Raw genomic sequence first — 21,817 nt, 5'->3', positions numbered from 1 at the left:
CCGGCGCCCCCACCACCCACCCGGCCACCACCCCCGCCGCCCTGGCCTACCGCGCCGCCTACAACGTCAAAGACCTGACCCTCGGCCTCGGCCTCGGTGACCTGGACATCGACCTGGTCGCCGACGGCGTGGTCAGCAACTACAACCCGATAACTCGAACCATCAGTCTGGAATTCGCGGAGGCCGGCACCAGTACCGCCGAGCATGAGATCGGCCATGCCTTCATGCACGACGTCTACGGCGCCGATTTCATCAAGTTCGCCGATCCGAGCTGCCTGAATTCGCATTTCTTCGGGAGGCCTTCAGCGCCGAAGTGCGCCCTGCTGGAAGGTTTCGCGCACTGGATATCGGTGACCGCCGAGAACGGCCACGGCTCCAGCGCGCGTCCCTACCGGTACGGGTTGGAGGTATGGCAGAACATCGAGAACTGCACCTTCTCGGGGACGGAGGATATTCTCCGCTGCGATGACGGCCCACAGGTCGAAGGTCGAGTGGCGGGGGTGCTGTGGGACATGTACGACCTGTCACCCTCCGAGGCGCACGATGGGTTCGCCGACCGCTCGGTGTACTCCTTCGCCACCATCATCGACACCTTCCGCCGGAAAACTCCGGCCACTTTCGCTCAGTTCTGGACGGCGTGGTTGCAAAGACTCGGCGACCAGGACAAGAAACGTGACCAGGAGAGCGCCTTCCTCAACACCCTGGCTTACACGGCGGTCATCGACGCCAAGCACGCCGACGTCATCACCGGAAACTGGAGCGGCGTCCTCTGTGGAGACTGCGTCGGATCCAACCTTCTCAGGTCCTGGCACCTGACGGGAGAAAACGCTCCCGAGCTGGCGTGGAAGCTTGATGGAGCAGCTGTTCCCCAGCGAGGCATGTACGACATCTGGGTGCGTCTCCCCTCCGGTAAGCCCTCTTTCGATCGGCGTGCCACGTATAAGATCAACACGGCCTTCGGTGACGAGACGGCGATCGTCGACCAAGTCGCCGCCACCGACGGCTGGACCAACCTGGGCAAGTACGGGTTCGACCTCGATCCGACCCATCCGATACGGGTGCGCCTGACCAACGCGATCGCCACCCCCGATGATCCCACCCTGGAAAACCTCGTCGCCGACGCCATCGTCATCGCCCCCCACCAGGACTGATCCTCTCCACGGGGCCTCTCCGGGACGGGCCGTGTCCGGAGAGGCCCCCTACGTTTTACGATCCGCCGATCGGGTTGCTCGCGTACTGGAGAACACGAAGCTCGATCGAACCGAATCCGTCGTGGCCGCTCGAGAGGCTATGCGGACGCTCGTACGGAATGGATGTCAAGATGCACCGACCGACACTGGGGATACTGGCCGGGATGGGCCCCGCGTCAACCGGACCGTTCATCGAGCTGGTCGTAGCCGAGTGCCGCACTCAGTACGGAGCTCACGACGATGTCGATTTCCCGAAGATGGTGATCGTCTCCCAGCCCGCGCCGTTCTTCCACGACCGAGACGTCGACCACGATGCCGTCGAAGCCGCCACGATCGAGGGTCTGCGGCACCTGGAGAAGGCCGGAGCCGACGTGATCGCCATCGCCTGCAACTCGGTGCACATGTATTTTCCCCGCCTGACCAGATCGGTCAGTGTGCCGCTGCTCAACATCGTCGCTGAGGCCTTCGACGCGTTGCCTGCCGAAACCCGCACCGTGGCGATCGCCGCGTCGCGCCCCCTGGCCGAATCCGGCCTGTACCAGGACGCGGCGGCGCGACGCGGATTGAACGTCGTCGAGCCGAACTGGCAACCGCAGATCGACGCCCTCCAGGAGATGGTCAAAGCAGAGACCGATCCCGCCGCCTTCGCCGCCACGTGGACCCGGCTGTTCCGGTGCCTTGATGAGGTCGGTGAGGTGGACGCGGTCATCGTCGCCTGTCTGGACGTGTCAGGCGTCCTCCGTCACGCCGACCCTCACCTGCCCGTCGTGGACGCGGCTCGTGCGCTGGCGGCACGGCTGGTCAAGGACTGGCTCGATGGCCGTAAGGCGAGACAGACGTCGATCATGATTGACACCGGGCAGGGAAGGTTCGAGATATCGTCTGACGTTTCGCGTCTGGACATCGACGCCGTGCACGCGTTCCTCACCCGCTCCTACTGGGCGGAAGGCATTCCGCGTCACCTGGTGGCAGAATCGATCAGCCGCTCTCTGTGCTTCGGGCTGTATGACGAGGCCGGCGCGCAAGCCGGGTTCGCTCGGCTCATCACGGACCATGCCACTTTCGCCTATCTGGCCGATGTCTATGTTCTGGACGAGTACCGAGGCCAGGGCCTGGGGAAGGCACTCGTCGAGGCTGTCACCGCACATCCGGCGTTCACCACGGTTCGCCGGGCTTTGCTCGCCACTCGCGATGCGCACGGCCTCTATCTCTCACGGGGCTTCACGCCGTTGCGAGCACCGGAAACCTTCATGGAGATCAGCCGGCCCGGCATCTACCGAATCGGCCCCAGCCGGTCCGTATCAAGCAGCCCGAAGAGAAATAAATCTACAATGTAAAGACGGGCGGTTCGCAGAACTTCTCCATCACTGAACGAGCAAGGACACCGAACCGGCCGGGAGGGCCTCGTCAAGGCCCTCCCGGTCATGTGGCGTCGAGGCGTGGGAGGTCGCGTGGCTCAAGACGTGCGTGTGCCCGGTGGCCTGCCCGGTCCACAACTGACTCTTGAGCTACGGCCCGTCCCCGCGCGTGCCGGGACGGGCCGTAGCCGTTTCACCTGGAGGTGAACATCCGGGGCAGGCGGATGTGATGGTGGTCGACGCCGGCCGCGCGGACGCGATGGGCCAAGAGTTCCGCGCGAGCCGGACCCCTGAAGGGGGCCGGAAGGGGATCAGCGCTCGCAGCTCACCTTCGTGTCGGCCGCGTCGCCGACGCAGGTGTCGATGCCGCCGTTGCCATTGAGGACGTCGGATCCCTGCTGGCCGATGAGGGTGTCGGAGGCGGTGCCGCCGATGAGGGTGTCGGATCCGGTGCCGCCCCGCACGATGGTGTTCACGGCTTTCAGGGCGATGTGGTTGGTGAACTTGTCGTCGCCACCGCCCAGGTTGATCTGGACGGTGGTGACACCCGAGCAGATGACCTCGTTTTTCTTTTCCCCCACCTTCAGGCAGCCCCTGGTCGCCGCGACGACGTCGCCGGTGTCCTTGAGGATGATGTCGCCGTTGGCGTTGGAGTTGAGGGTGATGACGTTCGCGTTGGCGGAGGCGGAGACGATCAGGTTGCCGCCGGTCACGCCCGCCCGGGTGTCCGCGCTGGCGGGCACGGCCAGCGCCGCCTGCAGGCCGCCGGCGACCAGGGCCAAGGTGAGAATCGACCAGATCTTACGCATTGTGTACTCCTATGGTGAAGCTCTCCGACAGGCTCACCCCATCGGCTTTCACACATCGGTACGCCCCCCTGCCGACCTGGGGTTCCTCAACGGTCAAACGACACACAACACGAAGGCGGGCGACGTCGGCGAGGGGCCAGGGCGTCAGGGACGCGGTTTCAGCGGTGCCGGGGATGCTCGTCGAGCCGGTCGAGGATGCCCGTTCGCCCCCGTGACGACATCCGACAGCTGCCGGCGGACCTGAGAGGTCCACGTCGTCACGTCCGTCCAGGGGCCCTCACCCCGATGCGTGGACACCTTGAGTGCCGGATGATGGAAATCCGGAGACAAGGAGTTCCGCGTGGCGATGAAGTCGTATCCGCCGGAGTTCAAGGCGGACGCCGTCGCGTTGTACCTGTCCGATCCGGGACGGACGCTGGCCTCGGTGGCCGAGGACCTGGGAATCAGCCCGGCGACCGTCGCGGCCGAAGCCGTCATCGCGGGGGCGGCGGCCTGCTTGGCCGCTTCGGCGGACGTGCCGACCGCGGTGATCGCGGCGACGCTGGAAAAGGCCAGCAGTGCGGAGACGAATGCGGTCTTCTTCATCGGATTCTCCCTGAGGTCAGACTCGATCGGGCTGATCGTCCTGAGGTCAACGTTAGGAACCCGAGCACCCTGCGGTCGTCCCCGACGAGTACCCCCTCCAGGTCCCCCGTGAGAGGGATGGGAGGGGTACTTCAGGTGCGGTTCTGCCGCGTGGCGCGGTCTTCGACCTGTCGCTTGAGGCCGGCGTTGAAGGCGGTGTACCCGTTGTCTCCGCCCTGCTTCATGAAGCGCTGCATCAGGGTCGTCAGGCCGCCGGAGAATTCTTCGTGGTTGGTGAGGTGGGTGGTGCCGTCCGGATTGGCCAGGAGGATGAACGAATGCCGGCCGAGGAACAGCCGCTCGGAGATGAGCGTGCCGGACCACTGCAACCGCTCACCCGGTTCGGCGACCGTGACGGTGGGCCTGAAGGAGAAGCCGGGCATCTTCATCGAGAGCCTGTTTCCCACCTGGGCCGTTCCTTCGACACGGGAGAAGTTGCTCCACTCGCCGTAGCGGGGGAAGTCGACCAGGACGTCCCAGACCGCTTCCTTGCCGGCGTTGATGTCGACCTCGGTCTTGATGACGTAGCTCATGACTACCCTCCACAACGGTTCGACGGAACTCAACGGTGACGATGACTGAATGAGGACGAGTGAGCAGGTCAGTGGGCTGGAATCAGGTCGGGCCATTTCGCTTTGAGGCCCTGGTCGATGAAGCCGAGCATCCAGGTGAAGCTGTCGTCGACGTCGGTGTTGATCTGGAAACTGCCGATCGCTTCGAGGGATGAGAATCCGTGCAGGATGCTGCGTAGCATCCGCAGCGCGTGGATCTCCTGGTCGGGGTCCAGCCGGTACCCGTGCAGCATGGCCGTCCAGGAGGCGATGACGCGACCGATGGCCGGGACCAGGGGGTCATCGGGCCCGGTGACGATGGCGGCGTTGCCGGCGGCATACCGGCCGGGGTGCTCCAGCACGTACCTCCGCATCGCGTGCGCCCCGGCGACGAGGGCCTCTTTGCCGGAACGTCCCTGGGTGGCGTCGCGGATGGCGTCGGCGAGCTCGGTCATGGCCAGGACGGCGATCCGGTGGGCGAGGTCGGCCTGGCTCGCGACGTGCCTGTAGAGCGAGGGGGTCTTGACCCCGAGACGCTCGGCCAGCAGGCCCATACTGAGGTTCTCGAACCCGATCTCGTCGACCAGGGCGGCCCCGGCCTCGGTGACCGACGCCGGGCTCAGCCCGGCCCTAGGCATTGGCCAGGGTCTTGGCCAGGAACGGCAGGGCCAGTGCGAGGACCTCGTCGGGGGTCTGGGCGTGCGGGTAGTGACCGGCGCCCTCGATGACGGCCAGTTCCCCGAGGCCGGCGGGCAGATCAGCGATGATCTTCTCGCCCTCGGCGCGCGGGTCGGCCCAGTCGGGGTCGAGGCCGCCCTCGATGATCAGGACCGGGCAGGTGACGTTGGGCAACTGGGCGCCGGCGTCGGTCGGTGCGTTCTTGCACATGGCCTGCAGGACCTTCATCCGGCCGGGCTCGCTCATTTTGGCGTCGATTCGGCCCAGCTCGCCGGCCCAGTCGGCGGGCTTGGTGGGGTAGGCCAGGTCGAGATACTTCTTCCAGGCCGACAGGCTTCCCAGGAGCATGGTCATCCCGAGCTGGGTGGAGCCGGCCCGGTAGCGCTTGACCCGAAGCAGCCCGCCCAGAGGGACCGACTGCTTGCGGGTGAAGGGGGCCAGCTCGATGATCCCGGTGATCACGTCGGGCGCCGTGGCGGCCGCGATGGTCGCCGCACCGCCGCTGATCGATTGCCCGATGATCACTGCCGGCCCTCCGAGGTGGCGCACGACGGCGACCAGGTCACCGGCGATGTCGGTGCGGCTGTAGCCGTCCCAGTCGAGGCCGGAGTCACCACAGCCGCGGATGTCGACGTTCGCCACCCGGTACCCGGCCGCCACCAGGGCCGGAACGATGAAACGGTAGGAGTGCCGGCTGTCGCCCATGCCGTGCGCGAGGACGACCAGGGGCCCTTCTCCGGTCACGTCGTAGGCGATGGTATTGCCGGCGATGCTCAGGTACTCGGTCACGATGTCCTCCATGGATTTGCTAACTTCAGTAGCTAAAAGCTAGCGGCATTAGTTAAACGAGTCAATGTGATGGCCGTCACCTCTCAGGTGATGGGGTGCAGGGGACAACGCGAACGAGCGTTTCTGCCAATAACCCGCCGGAGGACCCCGAGGTACGCGAGCGGATGGTGCAGCTCACCGGACTGGACCCGGAAGTCCGCGCCTACGTGCTCGACACCCCCGGCGCCCTGGAGATCGTCAGCCGCACCGCCGACCAGCTGCGCACCCTCGTCGAGCACTGGGGCAACCCCACCAGGCGGATCGTGCACGCGCACGTCTACTGCAGGGAGGGCCGACACCGGTCGGTCGCCGTGGCCGAGGAGGTCGCCGTCTGGTTGCGCGAGGCCGGCTACGGCGTCGAGGTCGACCACCTCGACATCACCAACCCCGTCGTCGCGTAACCACGCCCTCAGGACCGAAGGAGCCTGACCATGACTGCCGAGTGCACCTTCTGCGAGATCGCCACAGGCCGAGCCCCCGCCCGCATCGTCGCCGACTGGGACGACGCGATCGCCTTCACCCCCCGCTCCGGTGGCGCCACCGCCGGGCACGTCGTCGTCATCCCGCGCACCCATGTCGCCGACGTCGGCGTGGACCCGGCCGTCACCGGCGCGGTGATGACGCGGGCCGCCGAGCTCGCCGCGGGGATGGACGACGTGAACGTGATCACGTCCAAGGGGGCGGCGGCGACGCAGACCGTGTTCCATCTGCACGTCCACGTCGTCCCCCGCCGCCAGGGCGACGAGCTGCCGCTGCCCTGGACGCCGCAGCACGAGGCGGCGGCACGCAAGGCCGCCGCCGAGGCCGCCGCGGCTCAACCGCATTGGACCCTCGGGGAGGTCCCGGCCAACATCCGGCTGGTGTGCGCCAGGGAACCCATCCCAGCCGGGCCCTCGGTGTTTCTCGCCGGGCCGACCCCCGACAAGGCCACCCCGGTCCCGTCCTGGCGACCGGACGCGATCACCGAGCTGGCCGCGCAGTGGGACGGAGACCAGCCGCTCACCGTCTTGTGCCCCGAGTCCCGAGGGCGTCGACGCGCCGAGCGCTACGAGCACCAGGTCGACTGGGAGTCAGCGGCCCGGGGCGCCGCCGACGCCATCTTGTTCTGGGTCCCCAGGGACATGAAGACCCTCCCGGGCATGACCACGAACGTCGAATGGGGCCTGGACGCCCCCACCGGCCGGGCCGTGCTCGGCGCGCCGAGCCAGTGCCCCTCCCCTGAGCGCAACCGATACCTGATCTACGTCGCCTACCGGTACGGCGCCCCGGTCGAGACGACCCTCGCGGCCACCGTCACCGCAGCCCTCGCGATCACGAAAAGACGACACCCGTGATCACGTATGTGAGCGTGTCCGGGGCCGTTCCTACTGGCCCCGGACACGCCTGGATCCTCTCACCCGCACCCCGGCACGAGACATAGGAGAACACCGGGTGAGGAACAGCGAGAAGAAGGACCCGGCCGCGTTACGGCGCCGGGCCGAGCAGTCCCGGACCACCGCCGACTGCCAGCGCGCTGGCCGCACCATGAAGTTCCTCGGTGAGGTAGGCCAGCGCAGTTTCGAACCAGTCGGTTTTCGCTTTTGCACGTTGTCGGTCATCGCACCCCGGTGGCCGTCTCCAGCGGCGGCGACGGCACGGTCCGCGTCTGGCGACTCTGATCACGATTGGTGTGCATCGGCTGACGGACAGCACCGGATTCGCGACGATATCGGAGTGAAAAGACCCAGGCCCGTCTGGCGGATCTCGATCGCCGTGCTGACCGTCCTCGCCATCGGCGCGTTGACGGTCGCGGTGGGGCGGGCCTGGGCGCTGATCCCCACCGCCGAGGTCAACCTCGCCGACGTCGTCACGGTCGTCTTCGCGGGCGCGACCGCGATCTGTGCGGTGGCGATCTGGGCCCGGCGCCGAGCGGTCCCGGGCACCACCGACCTCCCCGCCGCCGCCGGAGTGCTGGCCGGTCTGGTGGAGCGGCAGTGGCGGCTGGAAGCCCGGCACCGCCTGCTGGACGACCCCCAGCCGATCCCGGTGCACTGGCGGCTGACCACCGACGCGACGGTGATGAGCCTCCCCAGCCTCATCACCGACGACGGTGAACCGGCCCTAACCGGCCGAGGTGACGACATGGCCTGCCTGGGCGCCGCCTTTCGGGCGCTGAAGCGGCGGCGCCTGGTCATCACCGGTGGCGCGGGGATGGGCAAGACAACCCTGGCGATCCAACTGCTCCTGCAACTGCTGGCGAGCCGCGCGGCCGATAAGGAGAGAGCGGGAGAGGTCGTGCCGGTGCCGGTGCTGTTCCCGGTCTCCGGCTGGGACACCGACGCGCACCCCCGGGTGCACGACTGGATCGCGGTACGGCTGGTCCAGGACTACCCGGCCCTGGCCGCCGCCGACCTCGGCCCCGACGCCGCCGCTGCGCTCGCCGAGGGCGGTCACATCCTCCTCATCCTGGACGGCCTCGACGAGATCCCGGAAGCGGCCCGGGCTCGGGTCATCGAGGCGCTCAACGCCTCACTGACTGCCCGCGACCAGCTCATCCTCACCAGCCGCACCGCGGAGTTCGCGGCTGCGGTCCATGCGGCCGGACGGCCGTTGAACGCCGCCGCTGTCATCACCCCCACTCTCCTCACCCCTCAGGTCGCCGCCGGATACCTGGCCACCTGCTTTCCGGCCGCCCCTTCGGCCGCCTGGCAGGACGTCCTGACCGCCCTGCGCGGCCACGCCCTGCCCGGTCTGACCGAACTCGCCGCGACTCCGATGGGCGTGTGGCTGATCCGTACGGTCTACATCGCCCCCGGCGCCGACCCCGCCCCACTGACCGGCCCGCTCGGCCACGACCCTGACCGGCTGCGCGCCCATCTCCTGGACAGGCTGATCGGTACGGTGATCGCCGCCCGGCCACCCACGACCGACCCGGCCGAACCCTTCCGCCCCCGCCGCGCTTGGCATCCCGACCGCGCCCGCGACCACTTGGCTTTCCTGGCCCGGGTGCTGCACGCTCACGGCACCCGCGACCTGGCCTGGTGGATGCTGGCCCAGCAGGCGCAGACCCCGGCGGAGCGCTGGCGGACGGCCTTGCGGACCGGATTCGCCGGCGGCTTCGCGTTCGCCCTGCTGTCCGCGCTCGCGGCGGGCCTGGCACTCACCCTTCCGCCATTCCAGGATCCATTCACGGAGCCCACATCGCTCCTTTTCGGTGGGCTCGCGGGCTGGCTGGTGGCCACCTGCACGGCCGGGATGGCCGCCGGTCTCGCGGCCCGCCGATTCGTCCTTCGCGCCCTCACCGGTCGCATCGGAGCCGACCTCGTGTTCGGCCTGGTGTTCGGGCTGATTGCAGGAACGGGGTTCGGGGTCGCTTTCGCCTTCGCTGTCACACCGGTGAGCTCGGCGGACTCGTACCTGCTCATCTCGATGAGCGGGCTCGCGGGCTGGCTCGGGATCATGGCGGGAATCGCGATGAGACGATGGGCCACCTTCAGCGGGCAAACCGCCCGTCTCACCGTGCGTATCGGAACCGACCTGGCGTTCGGGCTCGTCCTCGGGTGCCTCATCGCCGTCGCGATCCAGCTGGGCCCCGCGCTGCCGCCTGAGGCATCCCTCGCCTCCCGGCTGGGAATCATGGTCGTGGCCGGGCTGGTGGCGCGGGTGAGCCTGGCCCGGATCCTCACCTTCGCCCTCGCCATCGGGATCGCCGACCCTTTGGTGGCGGCATTGGCCGGATCCCTCCCCAGAAGCTGGGCCATCTGGGATGTCGCGGAATATCTGGTGGTCTGGGCCGGGCTCTCCGGCTGGTTCGGCCTCGCGGCCGGGCTCGTCATCATGCTCGCGACCCGGCAGTGGTTCACCCAGGCACCCGGGTACGCGGATCTCAACGTGCGCGGACGCGTCGCGGGCCTCATCCGTGGCCTGGGCGGCAATCTGGGGTCGGGGCTCCTGGCGGGCCTTGTGATCGGCCCCGTGGCCGGCCTCGGCACGGCATACGTCTCCCCGCTGATGACCGACATATTGGTGAACGACCTCGTCGAACACCTGGCGTTCGGCCTCAGGTTCGGCCTCGTGTTCGGCCCGGCCGTCCTTCTCGTCTCCGGGCTGGTGACCTGGGCAGAACAGCCCGCGTCCGGCGCGGCGGCGGCGACGCCCCTGTCGAGCTGGCGGGCCGACAGGCGCCTTACCCTGCTGCGGGTCCTCTCCACCACCGTGGCGGTCGCGCTCGCGGGGTGGCTCGCGTTCGGCGTCGAGTTTGCCTTCGCGAGCATCATCCTCGGGCCGGTCGCCGGGCTTCTCGTCGGCCTCACGGCCGGGGACCACCACGCCTGGCTGGCGGAGAAAATCACCATCCGTCACCTGAAGCGGACGGGCAAGGTCCCCGCCGACCTGATCACGTTCCTCGACGACGCCCACCGGCTGGGACTCCTGCGCACCGTCGGCCCGGTCTACCAGTTCCGCCACGCAGCTCTGCACGATCACCTCGTACGGTTAGCTATGCCATTGGGAAGCGGCACCGTTTGTAGACGGGTTCGGGCACCAGTTGGTGATCGAGGGGCCCGGAAATGTCCATGAGTTCGGGCACCATGTCAGTCTGGTTCGGCGGGCGGGTGGGAACCGGTTACTGCGTCTCGCCGTACCTGACACAATCCCAGCGACCTGACGCGTCCAAAGATCGTCCCGCCGCCTCGTCGACGATCCCGTTGATCTTTAGGCACGATGAGAACATGGCCACCACCGTTGTCGAGATCCACGTCCCGCTGCGCGAAGCGCCGGGCCTTGCCAAAACCGAGTATCAGTTCCCGTGGATCGACGAGATCGAGGAGTTCTTGTTCGCGTTGGAGCAGCAAGGTGAGGTCGAGGTCTTCGACGATGGCGAATCGTTCGAAGACGTTTACGTCTTCTTCGTCACCGGGGCCGACGAAAGTGCCCTTTTGGCTGCTGCGTCTCGCGTGGCGACTCTTGATGGAGTTCCCGCAGGTGCCTTCGCCATGATCACTGACGATGAGGCGGAAGAGTTCGGGCTTGGACGCCGGGTCGACCTGCCGATGCCCTGATCAGTAGGTGGAGCGAGACGAAACGGAACAGGTGGGTTCAGCTCGCGTTGCGTTGGGCTCGTGCGCGGGTCTGGGCGAGGCGATAGGGGGGGCTCGCCCCGAAGTGTGGACACCGGTTGTCATGCGGCGAGCAGCACCCTATCGATGGTCTGCTGCTCGTAGTCGATGGGGCTGAGGTAGCCGATGGTGGAATGTCTCCTGCGGGTGTTGTAGCGAGTGATCCACTTGAAGACCGCCAGGCGTGCCTCACGCGCCGAGGACCAGCCTTTGGCGCCTTGCAGCGTCTCGCGTTTCAGGGTGGCGTTGAACGCCTCCGCTGCGGCGTTGTCGGCGCTCGAGCCGACCGCTCCCATGCACTGGCGCACGCCGAACTCGGCGCAGACTCTGGCGAACTCGGCCGAGGTGTACTGCTTAGGTCCAAGGGGTCGTCGCAACACTGCTGCTCAGCAGCGAGTTTAGATGATCGTTGAAGGCCTCGGCGGGGGTCCTCCAGCCGAGGCTCTTGCGGGGGCGGGCGTTGAGCGCCGCTGCGACAGCAGCGATGTCGTCGGCGCTCCAGCGGGACAAGTCGGTACCCTTCGGGAAGTACTGGCGCAGTAGGCCGTTCGTGTTCTCGTTCGTAGCGCGCTGCCAAGGGCTGTGAGGGTCGGCGAAGAAGACCGGGACGCCCGTCTCGATCGTGAACTGAGCATGTGCTGACAGCTCCTTCCTCGGTCCCAGGTCAGTGACCGGCGCAATTGCTCGGGCAGGGCGCCGATGGCGGCGGCGAGGGCGGTCTTCATCGTCTCGGCGCCATACCCGGCCAGCGGCGGCCCGTTCTTGGTCGGCCCTCCGCTCCCGAAGATGTCCCCAGCCCCAAAGTAGGACTGCTGGTAAGAATCGAGCCCCACGGCCCAAGGCGACGGTGCGTAACCGGGCGGCTTGACATAAAGCCGTTAGCGAGTAACGCGACCTGCGGAATCGCCCGATCCAGTGTTGTCGAGCGGTAGCGCGCCTGACTCGTCCCCGGACGCCCGGACCGAAAACCGGCCCTCACTGGGTGGCACAGTCGCACACCGTGACCTGCGGCGACGCCACTCGTTTGGGCCGTGTGGCGCGATTCTTACCGGCGGGCCAAATCCGAGTATGGGGTTACTCATGACCGATCGTGCCTGGGCCGGTGATGGTAAGGGAGTTCGGCCCGTGTCATCGAGGAAGCGCAGGAGAGGCCATGAGTGGTAGACGACTCGCCGTAGCCGTTGCGTCAGCCGGTCTGCTGGCGGGCACGCTCTGCGTGCCCGCCTCGGCGGTGACGTCAGCGTCGTCGGCCGGTCCGGTGTACTGGTACCAGGTCGTGGCTCAGCACAGCGGAAGGTGTCTGGACGTGGCGTACGCCAAAACTGGGCACGCCGCCAACGTCATCCAGGGCACCTGCGCTCCCCGCGGCAGCGGCTACAACCAGCAGTGGCGCATCACCGACCGCGACGCCTCCGGCAATCACATCCGCCTCATCGCCCGGCACAGCGGCCTGTGCCTCGATGTCGCCTATGCCAGCACCAAACACGGCGCGAACGTCATTCAAGGCGTCTGCGGCGGGCCGGCCGCCTACAACCAGCAATGGCGCATCGAGTACGTGAAGACCGACGGCACCGCCCGCATCCGCGCCCGTCACAGTGGAAAGTGTCTGGACGTGGCCAACGCTCGCCTTGAGCACGGCGCCAACGTCATTCAGGGCACCTGCGGCGGGCCCGGATCCGGCAATAACCAGCTGTGGCGCTTGCAGCAGGTCGGCGTTAGCTGGGAATAGCGACTCCGGGACTCTGCTGGCCGGTAGCTGCGCTAAGCACTGGACGTAGTGGTCTGGACGTGGTCGGGGTCATGGATCCCCGACCACGTCCAGACCACCAGGCTTTGACCAGGGTGGCGGGTGCGGGCATAGGCCGGATAGAGGCGAACGTCCCTATCCATCCTCCGGCCTAACACCGGCTTACGCGGCAGGCGGAACGGCGGAGCCTTTGATGTTCAGTGCAGGGCTTCCTGCCTGAGGCGCCCGCGGGGGTGTCGGGATTGGACGATTTCCCGACACCCCGCCGACCCGGCTCCCTGCGGCCCGGAAAATCAGACTTCGCGGCATAAGACACCGCTGCCAGCAGGTGTTTTCGAGCCCGAATCAACGACAGGATTTCCCGACGGACAGAAGGGGCTCCCGTCCCTCATGTCCAAGGAGCCGCCGGTGCGGATCGTCTACTCCCGCTCCTGCACCGCCACCCAGTCCCTGCTGCGGCAGCGGCACATCCTCACCGAGGCCGGACTGCCGGTGCGGACCGAAGGCGTCACCGAGGGGTTTCGCCCGGCCGAGGGCCCTGCCGAAGCGTCCAGCTAAGTTACTCGCGGGTACCGCCAACGGCTGTCCGCAGGTTCCTCAACCCCGAATCAGTGACCTCGTTCCCGGCCGAGGAAGCACGACAGGAGTCGCCTGAAGTCGTGCGGGTGCTCGAGCGCCGGCACGTGCCCGCATCGGCCGAGCACGTGCAGACGGACATCGGCCAGGTGTTCGAGCAGGGGCAGGGCTGCCGTCCCGAGCGGGGTGACCCGGTCCTCGGCGCCGTGGACGAGCAGCACGGGCGCGCGGACCCCTGCCAGCGTTCGCGCCGAGAGGGTGAGCTCGTCGGCCCAACGTGCCCTGGGTGGAGGGAACAACGACGCGAATGCGGCCGCCCCCGCTCGCATCGCAGCTGCACGGGCGGCGACGGCCGTCTCGGTCACCAGCGCCTGGTCGAGGACGAGGCGACTCAACATGTCTCGTGCCCCGAGCGGGCCGGCGGGGGCGGCCCAGACCGCGTCGAGCTCGGCGGACAGCGGCGCCCCGGGGGCGCCCATCGTCGAGACCGCCACGACACGGGTGACCTGCTGGGGACGCGCGGCCGCCAACGCCAGCGCCACGGCACCGCCCATGGAGTGGCCCACCACGGCGTAGTGCTCGACACCGAGAGCGTCCATCAGGCCCGCGGCCTGCTCCGTCCACAGCCGGAGCCCGCCCCTGGAGCCCGCCGGGATCGGTGTACGGCCGAACCCCGCCTGGTCGGGAGCCACCAGGTGCCAGGACGTGCCCAGCGCCTGTGCCGTCGCCGCCCAGGCGCCGGATCCGGTCGTACCGGGTCCGGAGCCGTGCAGCATCAGCACCGCTGGCCCGGTGCCGCTCTCCAGGACGTGGACGGGGGAGCCGTCGACTGTGACGGTCCGAAGTGCCGTCACCGAGACAGGTCCGGTGTGCTCATGCCGATGCGGAGTTGACGGACTTCGAGAAGAGCTCCATCATCGCCCTGCCGAATTGCGGCATGTCGGGCCACCCCCGGCAGGAGACGAGGTTGCCGTCCACGACGTCGGGAGCGTCGATGACCGTCGCGCCCGCGTTCTCCATGTCACCGGTGATGGGAGGGAAGCACGCCGTCTTCCGGCCCTTCAGCAGCCCGTACACGGCCGGCACCTGCGCGCCGTGGCACACCAGCGCGATCGGGAGGTCGCGTGCGAAGAAGTGCTCGGTGATGCGCCTGACGTCGGGGTCGACCCGGATCCACTCGGGGGCACGTCCCCCAGGGATGATGAGGGCGTCATAGCGCTCGACGTCGACCTCGGCCCAGGGCACGTCGACCGGCAGCTTTCGGCCGTTCTTCTCCACGTAGGCGTCGGAGTTGGGGTCGAACTCGTGGATGACCAGCTGAACGTCACGCATCGTCCGTGACGAGACGTCGACGTCCCAGCCGCCCTCCTGCACGCGATAGTAGGGATACATGGTGTCGAGCTCCTCGGCGGCGTCGCCGGTCAGGAGCAGCGCTCTGGGCACCTGCTTCTCCTCGCATCTGGGGCGGATGAAGTGGATCCAATCCGATCCGATCCGATCCGATTGAGTTAGCATTCCTCGGCCCAGCCCGCCCGTCAAGCCTCTACCGCCATTCCCTCCGCGCCCTGGGCCTCGTCGAACAATCGCCGGAACCGCTCGCCGGACAGCAGGATGTGCCGACGCATGGCGTAGGCGGCGGCGTCGGGGTCACGCGCGGCGATCGCGGCCAGAACTTCCTCGTGCTCGGCCATGGCCAGGTGAGTGACCTGGGTGTCGTGGAGAAGCCGGAACAGGTGCACGTGCGTGTGCAGGCGGGCGAGCGCTTCGCGGATGACCTGGTTCTCCGCGCTCAGGGCGACGAGATCGTGAAAAGCGGCGTCGCGCAGCCCGAAGGCGCCATAGGCCATGGGCCCGTCGCCCCCCTCCAGCTCCGCCATCTCCTCCAGCATTCGTCGCAGACCGGCCACCTGCTTCGAGGATGCGCGTTCGGCGGATCTGCGCGCCGCCGCCGGCTCGAGGAGCAGGCGGATCTCAAGCATGTCCTCGAATCGGTCACGGGTGATCTGGGGGGGGATGCGATAGCCGGCATGGGGCACACGCACGACCAGGCCCTCGGCCTCCATGCGGTTCAGAGCGTCTCGGATCGGCGTCTGCGAGACCCCCAGCTCTCGCGCCAGGACGTCGATCGTGACGCGGGAGCCAGGCTCGATCCGTAGCGACATCAGCTGTCCGAGCAGCGTGTCGTACACCTCGTCGGCAAGCCGGCCGCGAGATCTTCCCGGCGGCCTTCCGCCCGTCGTGGCCCCACGGCGCCGCGCGATCACCGCTTCGTCGTCCATCGTGACGTGAGGTCCTTTCTTGCGTCTTCGGGAACCTGTTGACATCGGTCGCAACGCTGCGGGATGTTGACGCCCCCACTCGGATCGTATAGGAAAGGTGGCGGATGCCAGCCATCCTTCATCCATCGGGGAACCGCCCGCCATCGCTCCGCTTCGATCAGTTGGAGCTCCCATGAGCATGCTCGACGTCCTACCCGGTTCGCCACCGGGCCCCACAAGGACCGAAGGACCTCTCGACTGCTTTAAGCCCCATCACGTCGCGGCGTACTCGTGACGCCGGTCTGCGGGTCAGCCCCTGCGACAGCCGGCAACACGCCTGAACAACCCGGCAACTGCTCGGCGAAGCACGCAGCAGGGCTCCAGAGGTCCACCCCCCAGAAAGCAGGCAAGAAGATGCGGTATCCACAGCGAGTAGGACGACTGTCCGTTCCCGGTCGAAAGGTGCGGCTGGCGACGGCGGCCATGTTGGTGGCCACGACCGTGGCGGCTTGCGGCGGCGGCCAGGACGAGGCGAGCGCCCCCAAGGCGCCGGCGGACATCCCGGAGCTCACCAAGGACCCGCTGACCCTCAGCTTCATCTGGTTCGAGTGGCCCCCCGCCAAAGCTCTGGAGGACTTCGCGAACGCGGAGTACACCAAGGAGCGGTCGAACGTGACCATCAAGGTCAACACCGTGCCGAACGCGAACTGGCACGACGCGATGTTCACCCAGTTCGCGGCACGCAAGACCGACTTCGACATCCCGATCCTGGACTCGCAGCACATCGGCGAGGCCGTGACGAACGGCAACATCCTCGACATCACCGACTTCGTCAAGAAGAACATCGACGTCAGCGCCTACAACCCGTACCTCCTGGCGGCCTACGGCCAGTACCCCCAGGCGGAGACCGGGCAGCGCGACGAGAACGCCAGCCTGTACGGACTGCCGCTGCTCGGCGACACCTGGACGATGATCTACCGCAAGGACCTGATCGGCGACAAGCCGCCGCAGACCTGGGACGAGATGATCGCAGCCGCCGAGAAGTGCCAGGCGGACAACCCCGGCGTCAGCGGGCTGGCCTTCCACCAGGCCAACGGCTCCGACGCCGCGGCCGTGACCTACAACACGGTCAACGGCGTCTACGGCGGCAAACTCTGGGACTCCAAGACGCGCAAGATCGAGGGCGTCATCAACGACGCCGCGGGCCAGGAGGCGATGGACGTCCTGGTCAACAAGATGAAGCCGCTGACCGCCGCGGGCTCCGGCAACTGGTTCATCGACGAGGTGAACGCGGCGGTCGCCCAGGGCAAGGCGTGCATCGCGTTCAACTGGATCGCCGCGAGCGGCGGCCTGCTCGACCCGAAGGAGTCGACGCTCGGCACCACGCGGGAGGAGATCCTCGAGAAGCTGGGCTTTGCCACCCTGCCGAAGCAGAAGACGGACCTGGTGCCGCTCGGCGGCATGGGGATGCACGTGTCGGCCTACTCCTCCGCGGAGAAGCAGGCGGAGGCCCTGAACTTCATGAAGTGGTTCGAGCAGGCTGACATCCAGAAGAAGTGGGCGGCCGCCGGTGGTGTGCCCGCGCGTACGGACGCCCTGGCGTCGCCCGAGTTCCTCAATGCCGGGCCGTTCAACCAGGTGTACGCCGACTCGGTTACCCGGATGCGGGACATGTGGAACGTGCCCGAGTACGCGCGCCTCATCGACATCGAGAACACCAACGTGAACGCGGCTCTCAACGGCGCGAAGAACCCGAAGGAGGCGCTCGACGACATCGCCAAGGAACAGCAGGGCGTGCTCGACTCCGCCGGCCGCAAGGGCGGCGGCGGACTGTGAGTGACCCCGTCTCTCTGACGACGGACCACCCGGTGCAGGAGGCGTCCGCGACGCCTCCTGCACCGGGGCGGTCCCGCCACCTGAGCGACCGCTGGCTCACGGTGGCCTTCATCTCCCCCGCGTTGCTGCTGTTGCTCGCGATGTCGGTGTTCCCGCTGCTGTGGGCGTTGTACCTGTCGTTCACCGACTACTCGGCCACCCGCGGGGGGCCCGCCACTTTCGTCTGGTTCGAGAACTTCACCGCCATCCTGACGTCGGCGCAGGTCCACCTGAGGGCCTTCACGACGTTGATCTACGTGGTCGGCGCGGTCACCCTGCAGACCGTGCTCGGTTTCTCCATCGCCTACCTGATCTCACGGCGCACGCACGGGCGAGGACTGCTGACCACGCTGTTCCTGGTTCCGATGATGCTGTCGCCGGTCGTGGTCGGGCTGTTCTGGCGATTCATGCTCGACGCGCAGTTCGGCGTGATCAACAGCATGCTCGGCTCGCTCGGCCTGGGGCAGGTGGAGTGGCTCACCCGGCAGAACACGGCGTTGATCTCCCTGATCGTGGTCGACACCTGGCAGTGGACGCCGTTCATCATGCTCATCGCACTCGCGGGCCTTACCGCGGTCCCCAAGTACCTGTACGAGGCCGCCTCGATCGACCGGGCGTCCGAGTGGTTCCGGTTCCGCACCATCACTCTTCCGCTGGTGTGGCCGCTGCTCCTCATCGCCGTGCTGTTCAGGGCCATCGAGGCCTTCCGGCTGTTCGACCTCGTCTACATCCTCACCAGCGGAGGTCCGGGGGTCTCCACCGAGACGTTGTCGTTCCACGTCTACAAGGTCGCGTTCCTGGGCTTCAACACCGGAACCGCCTCGGCGTACGGGATCCTCATGGTCCTCGTCGTCATCGTCCTCGCGCAGCTCTACATGCGCTACCTGAACAAGCTCAAGGAGGACTGATGGCCGTCTCCGTCGACGAGGCCGTGTCCCCAGGCCCTGTCCGGGATCACCGGCCCCCAGGGCGCCGCTTCGGCGGCCGGGGACGCGCCGTGCTGGAGGTCGCGCTGCTGGCCGTGCTGGCCGCCGTGATGCTCTTCCCGGTGCTGTGGATGATCGAGACGTCCATCAAGGAGAACCGGGACGTCTACGCCATCCCGGCCAAGTTCTTCGACTTCACGGTCACATTGGACCATTTCAAGGACGTGTTCGTCGCCTCCGGTGGCGGTCCCTCGACCTTGTCCGGCGCGTTCCTCAACTCCGTCGTGGTCGCCGGGGTCTCCACGGCGCTGGCCACCGTGCTGGGGGTCCCGGCGGCCTGGGCCTACTCACGCTTCGCCGTGAAGGCCAAGAAGGACCAGCTGTTCTTCATCCTGTCCACCCGGTTCATGCCGCCCGTGGTGGTCGTGATCCCGATCTTCCTCATGTACCGCCAGGTCGGACTCTTCGACACCAAGCTCGGCCTGATCCTCATCTACACCGCGTTCAACGTCCCGTTCACGATCTGGATGATGAAGGGGTTCGTCGACGAGGTGCCCGCGGAGTACGAGGACGCCGCCATGCTCGACGGCTACACCCGCCTGCAGGCGTTCTGGAAATTCACCCTTCCCCTGCTCCTGCCCGGCATCGCCGCGACGGCGGTCTTCGCCCTCATCTTCTCGTGGAACGAGTTCGTGTTCGCCATCTTCCTCACCTCCAGCGACGCCGTGCGGACGGCTCCACCCGCCATCGCCGGCCTCATCGGCGGAACCACTGTGGACTGGGGTCTCGTGGCCGCCGCCTCCATAGTGTTCGCCCTACCGGTGCTCGTCTTCGCCTACCTGGTGCGCAAGCACCTCGTCGCCGGTGTGACGCTCGGGGCGGTGCGACGCTGATGGCGGGCATCGAGGTGACCGCGCTGCACAAGCGCTACCCGGACGGGACGGTCGCGGTCGAGCACGTGGACCTGTCCATCGCCGACGGCGAGCTGTTCGTGATGCTCGGCCCTTCGGGCTGCGGCAAGACGACCACGCTGCGGGCCGTCGCCGGCCTGGAGAGGCAGACGACGGGCGACATCCGCATCGGCGACACGCTGGTCAACGACCTGCCGCCCGCCGAGCGCGACATCGCCATGGTGTTCCAGTTCTACGCTCTCTATCCCCATCTGAGAACCCGCGACAACCTGGCGTTTCCCCTGCGGGCCGAAGGACTGCCCAAGCAGGAGGTGCAGGAGCGGGTCGACGAGGCCGCCCGGCTGATGCGGCTCGGTCCGCTCCTGGACCGGCGACCGCACCGGCTGTCCGGCGGGGAGCAGCAGCGCGTCGCGCTCGCTCGCGCCCTGGTGCGACGACCGCGCGCGTTCCTCATGGACGAACCCCTCACCAACCTGGACGCGGAGCTGAGGGCGGACATGCGCACGGAGATCAAGCACCTGCAGGGGGAGCTGGGGACGACGATGGTCTACGTCACCCACGACCAGGTCGAGGCGATGTCGCTCGGTCACAGGATCGCCATCCTCAACAAGGGCCGCGTCGAGCAGATCGGCACGCCGCTGGAAGTCTACGACCGTCCGGCGAGTCTCTTCTGCGCCGCGTTCATCGGCTCCCCGCCGATGAACCTGATCGAGGTGGAGCTGGCCGACGGGCAACTGCGCAGTAAGAGCGGACTGGCCCTCACGCCACCGCCAGGCCTGCCGCGCGACCGTTCCCTGGTCGCAGGCGTCCGGCCGGAGGCGCTGGAAGTCACGGAACCGGGGGCGGAACGTTCGGTCCCGGCCCGCGTGGTCTCGGCGGAGTGGCTGGGCGACGAGATCATCTACGTGGTCGACCACGGCGACCGGCGCGACGTACGGGTTCGGATGCCACTGACTGTCCGTTTCGCTGCCGACGCGCCGGTCGGGCTGCGGCACACCGGCGGGCCCCCGCCCGTCTACGACGCGAGCACGGAAGAGCTGGTGGCCTGATGGGAACCGTGGCAGTGCACGGGCTGTCCAAGTCCTTCGGTAAAGTCCAGGCCCTCGACGGGGTGACGCTGGACGTGCCGGACGGCTCGTTCTTCGTCGTGCTCGGGCCCTCCGGGGCAGGCAAGACGACGACGCTGCGAGCGATCGCCGGCCTTGAGAAGCTCGACGCCGGGTCGGTGCACCTGGACGGGAGGGACGCGACCGGCGACACCCCGGCCGCACGCGACCTGGCCATGGTCTTCCAGAGCTACGCCCTCTACCCGCGACTCACGGCGTACGAGAACATCGCCTCGCCGCTGCGGGCACGCCGCTGGTCTTCCAGCGAGATCGCCGCCGCCGTCGAGAAGATGTCGAACCTGCTGCACATCGAACGCCTGCTGCAGCGTCGTCCCGCGCAGATGTCGGGCGGTGAGATGCAGCGTGTCGCCCTGGCCCGGGCACTGGTCCGTCGCCCGCGCGCGTTCCTCATGGACGAGCCGCTGACCAACCTCGACCTCAAGCTCCGCGTCGAGATGCGCACCGAGCTCACCCGCATCCACCGGAGCCTCGGAGGAACCTTCGTCTACGTGACCAACGACCAGGTCGAGGCCCTGTCCATGGCCGACCAGGTCGCGGTCCTCAAGGAGGGGAAGGTGCAACAGGTCGGAACGCCGGCCGAGGTGTACGAGCGGCCGGCCAACCAGTGGGTCGCGGGATTCGTCGGGAGCCCGCCGATCAGCCTGCTCGCCTGCCACGCCGAGGGGGATCTTCTGGTCGGTGCGGAAGGCTGGACGCTGCCGCGGCCCCGCTGGACCACGGCTGAGGACGGTCGTCCGCTGCTGCTGGGCCTGCGCGCGGAGGACCTGTCCGTCGAGCAGCGTGGGAACGCGTCGTTGCCGGGTGAGCTCTACGGCCTTGAGCCGCTCGGTGACCGAACGGTGGTCGACGTCCAAGTGGGGACGAAGATCCTCAAGGTCAAGGCACGACCCACCGTCACCGGTACGCCGGGCGAGCGGCTGCATGTCACGGTCGACCTGGACCGTGCGCACCTGTTCGACGCGGGCACCGGGCTGGCGCTGTCCGAGGCCGGGAGGTAACCGCGCAGGGCGGCGACGTCACCATGCGCCCGCACGTGGCGATCGAGCCTCGGCGGACCGTCACCGGTGAGCACGGCCTGACGACGCTGAAGCAGCCACGGCCCGAGAAGGCGATCGGTGGCGCGGGGCGTCACCCTGCAGCCAGGGCCACGTTCGACCCGCTCGGCAACCTCGACCCCGACGAGGTCGTGTGACCCGTTCGTCAACGCGCGTGGCGCGATCGCCGAGGTCACGCCGGACATCACCAAGAACATCACAGGAGGCG

Annotated in this window: 21 protein-coding genes and 3 pseudogenes; 15 read left to right on the top strand and 9 right to left on the bottom strand. The window is 67.8% G+C overall.

What is annotated here, in order from left to right:
• On the top strand, positions 1–1,151 hold a 1,151-nt coding region (locus ACTOQ1_RS35195), incomplete at its 5' end, for a golvesin C-terminal-like domain-containing protein (RefSeq protein WP_440072298.1).
• A 158-nt stretch (positions 1,152–1,309) separates the two neighbouring features.
• Entirely contained in the window at positions 1,310–2,527 is a 1,218-nt protein-coding gene (locus tag ACTOQ1_RS35190; RefSeq protein ID WP_440072297.1) for a GNAT family N-acetyltransferase, read from the top strand.
• 332 nt (positions 2,528–2,859) lie between these two features.
• Here ACTOQ1_RS35190 and ACTOQ1_RS35185 read toward each other — a convergent pair whose 3' ends face one another.
• On the bottom strand, positions 2,860–3,357 hold the full coding sequence (locus ACTOQ1_RS35185) for a hypothetical protein (protein WP_440072296.1): 498 nt from the start codon (positions 3,355–3,357) through the stop codon (positions 2,860–2,862).
• A gap of 340 nt (positions 3,358–3,697) precedes the next feature.
• Between ACTOQ1_RS35185 and ACTOQ1_RS35180 the strand changes: the two are divergent.
• Positions 3,698–3,817, top strand: a pseudogene (locus tag ACTOQ1_RS35180) (transposase); the annotation flags it as partial.
• A gap of 256 nt (positions 3,818–4,073) precedes the next feature.
• Here ACTOQ1_RS35180 and ACTOQ1_RS35175 read toward each other — a convergent pair.
• From ACTOQ1_RS35175 to ACTOQ1_RS35165, 3 genes are all read right to left on the bottom strand, one after another.
• A complete protein-coding gene (locus ACTOQ1_RS35175; RefSeq protein WP_440072295.1) occupies positions 4,074–4,514 on the bottom strand; it encodes an SRPBCC family protein in 441 nt (146 codons plus the stop codon).
• 68 nt (positions 4,515–4,582) lie between these two features.
• On the bottom strand, positions 4,583–5,170 hold the full coding sequence (locus tag ACTOQ1_RS35170) for a TetR/AcrR family transcriptional regulator (RefSeq protein WP_440072294.1): 588 nt from the start codon (positions 5,168–5,170) through the stop codon (positions 4,583–4,585).
• On the bottom strand, positions 5,163–5,999 hold the full coding sequence (locus tag ACTOQ1_RS35165) for an alpha/beta fold hydrolase (RefSeq protein WP_440072293.1): 837 nt from the start codon (positions 5,997–5,999) through the stop codon (positions 5,163–5,165). Before ACTOQ1_RS35165 ends, ACTOQ1_RS35170 begins: the two co-directional genes overlap by 8 nt.
• Positions 6,000–6,094: 95 nt before the next feature.
• Between ACTOQ1_RS35165 and ACTOQ1_RS35160 the strand changes: the two genes are divergently transcribed.
• The 4 genes from ACTOQ1_RS35160 (at position 6,095) to ACTOQ1_RS35145 (ending at position 11,077) form a co-directional block, all read left to right on the top strand.
• Complete coding sequence (locus ACTOQ1_RS35160) at positions 6,095–6,439, top strand: RapZ C-terminal domain-containing protein (RefSeq protein WP_440072292.1); 345 nt, start codon at positions 6,095–6,097, stop codon at positions 6,437–6,439.
• Positions 6,440–6,469: 30 nt separating this feature from the next.
• A complete protein-coding gene (locus tag ACTOQ1_RS35155) occupies positions 6,470–7,372 on the top strand; it encodes an HIT domain-containing protein (protein WP_440072291.1) in 903 nt (300 codons plus the stop codon).
• Positions 7,373–7,751: 379 nt separating this feature from the next.
• Complete coding sequence (locus ACTOQ1_RS35150; RefSeq protein ID WP_440072290.1) at positions 7,752–10,595, top strand: NACHT domain-containing protein; 2,844 nt, start codon at positions 7,752–7,754, stop codon at positions 10,593–10,595.
• Between the two features lie 152 nt (positions 10,596–10,747).
• Entirely contained in the window at positions 10,748–11,077 is a 330-nt protein-coding gene (locus tag ACTOQ1_RS35145) for a hypothetical protein (RefSeq protein WP_440072289.1), read from the top strand.
• A gap of 119 nt (positions 11,078–11,196) precedes the next feature.
• Here ACTOQ1_RS35145 and ACTOQ1_RS35140 read toward each other — a convergent pair.
• Positions 11,197–11,487, bottom strand: a pseudogene (locus ACTOQ1_RS35140) (transposase); the annotation flags it as partial.
• 1 nt (position 11,488) lies between these two features.
• Positions 11,489–11,901, bottom strand: a pseudogene (locus ACTOQ1_RS35135) (IS30 family transposase); the annotation flags it as partial.
• 338 nt (positions 11,902–12,239) lie between these two features.
• Here ACTOQ1_RS35135 and ACTOQ1_RS35130 point away from each other — a divergent pair.
• Together ACTOQ1_RS35130 and ACTOQ1_RS35125 are read left to right on the top strand one after the other, a co-directional pair.
• Positions 12,240–12,863 carry an RICIN domain-containing protein gene (locus ACTOQ1_RS35130; protein ID WP_440072288.1) on the top strand — a complete coding sequence of 208 codons (624 nt, stop codon included), beginning with the start codon at positions 12,240–12,242 and terminating at the stop codon, positions 12,861–12,863.
• Between the two features lie 408 nt (positions 12,864–13,271).
• Positions 13,272–13,439: a hypothetical protein gene (locus tag ACTOQ1_RS35125; protein ID WP_440072287.1), complete on the top strand. Its 168-nt coding sequence runs from the start codon at positions 13,272–13,274 to the stop codon at positions 13,437–13,439.
• A gap of 50 nt (positions 13,440–13,489) precedes the next feature.
• Here the strand turns inward: ACTOQ1_RS35125 and ACTOQ1_RS35120 are convergent, their stop codons facing one another.
• From ACTOQ1_RS35120 to ACTOQ1_RS35110, 3 genes are all read right to left on the bottom strand, one after another.
• Positions 13,490–14,311: an alpha/beta fold hydrolase gene (locus tag ACTOQ1_RS35120; RefSeq protein WP_440072286.1), complete on the bottom strand. Its 822-nt coding sequence runs from the start codon at positions 14,309–14,311 to the stop codon at positions 13,490–13,492.
• A 19-nt stretch (positions 14,312–14,330) separates the two neighbouring features.
• Entirely contained in the window at positions 14,331–14,900 is a 570-nt protein-coding gene (locus tag ACTOQ1_RS35115; RefSeq protein ID WP_440072285.1) for a DJ-1/PfpI family protein, read from the bottom strand.
• A gap of 92 nt (positions 14,901–14,992) precedes the next feature.
• Positions 14,993–15,736 carry a GntR family transcriptional regulator gene (locus tag ACTOQ1_RS35110; protein WP_440072284.1) on the bottom strand — a complete coding sequence of 248 codons (744 nt, stop codon included), beginning with the start codon at positions 15,734–15,736 and terminating at the stop codon, positions 14,993–14,995.
• Between the two features lie 441 nt (positions 15,737–16,177).
• Here ACTOQ1_RS35110 and ACTOQ1_RS35105 point away from each other — a divergent pair, with 441 nt between their 5' ends.
• The 6 genes from ACTOQ1_RS35105 to ACTOQ1_RS35080 are packed head-to-tail and all read left to right on the top strand — an operon-like array spanning position 16,178 to position 21,746.
• Positions 16,178–17,551, top strand: coding sequence for an extracellular solute-binding protein (locus ACTOQ1_RS35105; RefSeq protein WP_440072283.1), 1,374 nt, complete (start codon positions 16,178–16,180; stop codon positions 17,549–17,551).
• Positions 17,548–18,498, top strand: coding sequence for a carbohydrate ABC transporter permease (locus ACTOQ1_RS35100; RefSeq protein WP_440072282.1), 951 nt, complete (start codon positions 17,548–17,550; stop codon positions 18,496–18,498). Before ACTOQ1_RS35105 ends, ACTOQ1_RS35100 begins: the two co-directional genes overlap by 4 nt.
• Positions 18,498–19,409, top strand: a complete 912-nt coding sequence (locus ACTOQ1_RS35095) for a carbohydrate ABC transporter permease (protein WP_440072281.1) — start codon at positions 18,498–18,500, stop codon at positions 19,407–19,409. The genes ACTOQ1_RS35100 and ACTOQ1_RS35095 overlap by 1 nt, the downstream gene beginning before the upstream one ends.
• A complete protein-coding gene (locus tag ACTOQ1_RS35090) occupies positions 19,409–20,476 on the top strand; it encodes an ABC transporter ATP-binding protein (RefSeq protein WP_440072280.1) in 1,068 nt (355 codons plus the stop codon). Before ACTOQ1_RS35095 ends, ACTOQ1_RS35090 begins: the two co-directional genes overlap by 1 nt.
• On the top strand, positions 20,476–21,552 hold the full coding sequence (locus ACTOQ1_RS35085; RefSeq protein ID WP_440072279.1) for an ABC transporter ATP-binding protein: 1,077 nt from the start codon (positions 20,476–20,478) through the stop codon (positions 21,550–21,552). The genes ACTOQ1_RS35090 and ACTOQ1_RS35085 overlap by 1 nt, the downstream gene beginning before the upstream one ends.
• Positions 21,553–21,587: 35 nt before the next feature.
• Complete coding sequence (locus ACTOQ1_RS35080) at positions 21,588–21,746, top strand: hypothetical protein (RefSeq protein ID WP_440072278.1); 159 nt, start codon at positions 21,588–21,590, stop codon at positions 21,744–21,746.
• Positions 21,747–21,817 lie beyond the last annotated feature (71 nt).

The organism is Streptosporangium sp. OZ121, assembly GCF_051918885.1.
Taxonomy (GTDB): Bacteria; Actinomycetota; Actinomycetes; order Streptosporangiales; family Streptosporangiaceae; genus Streptosporangium.
Note: the sequence above shows the minus strand (reverse complement) of the source record. Positions and strands in the feature narration are given on the sequence as shown.

Coding starts and splice junctions, on each gene's coding strand:
- ACTOQ1_RS35175 (WP_440072295.1), bottom strand. CDS start 4,514: ATGAGCTACGTCATCAAGACCGAGGTCGACATCAACGCCGGCAAGGAA.
- ACTOQ1_RS35130 (WP_440072288.1), top strand. CDS start 12,240: ATGGTAAGGGAGTTCGGCCCGTGTCATCGAGGAAGCGCAGGAGAGGCC.
- ACTOQ1_RS35095 (WP_440072281.1), top strand. CDS start 18,498: ATGGCCGTCTCCGTCGACGAGGCCGTGTCCCCAGGCCCTGTCCGGGAT.
- ACTOQ1_RS35090 (WP_440072280.1), top strand. CDS start 19,409: ATGGCGGGCATCGAGGTGACCGCGCTGCACAAGCGCTACCCGGACGGG.
- ACTOQ1_RS35190 (WP_440072297.1), top strand. CDS start 1,310: ATGGATGTCAAGATGCACCGACCGACACTGGGGATACTGGCCGGGATG.
- ACTOQ1_RS35125 (WP_440072287.1), top strand. CDS start 13,272: ATGTCCAAGGAGCCGCCGGTGCGGATCGTCTACTCCCGCTCCTGCACC.
- ACTOQ1_RS35145 (WP_440072289.1), top strand. CDS start 10,748: ATGGCCACCACCGTTGTCGAGATCCACGTCCCGCTGCGCGAAGCGCCG.
- ACTOQ1_RS35170 (WP_440072294.1), bottom strand. CDS start 5,170: ATGCCTAGGGCCGGGCTGAGCCCGGCGTCGGTCACCGAGGCCGGGGCC.
- ACTOQ1_RS35110 (WP_440072284.1), bottom strand. CDS start 15,736: ATGGACGACGAAGCGGTGATCGCGCGGCGCCGTGGGGCCACGACGGGC.
- ACTOQ1_RS35185 (WP_440072296.1), bottom strand. CDS start 3,357: ATGCGTAAGATCTGGTCGATTCTCACCTTGGCCCTGGTCGCCGGCGGC.
- ACTOQ1_RS35085 (WP_440072279.1), top strand. CDS start 20,476: ATGGGAACCGTGGCAGTGCACGGGCTGTCCAAGTCCTTCGGTAAAGTC.
- ACTOQ1_RS35155 (WP_440072291.1), top strand. CDS start 6,470: ATGACTGCCGAGTGCACCTTCTGCGAGATCGCCACAGGCCGAGCCCCC.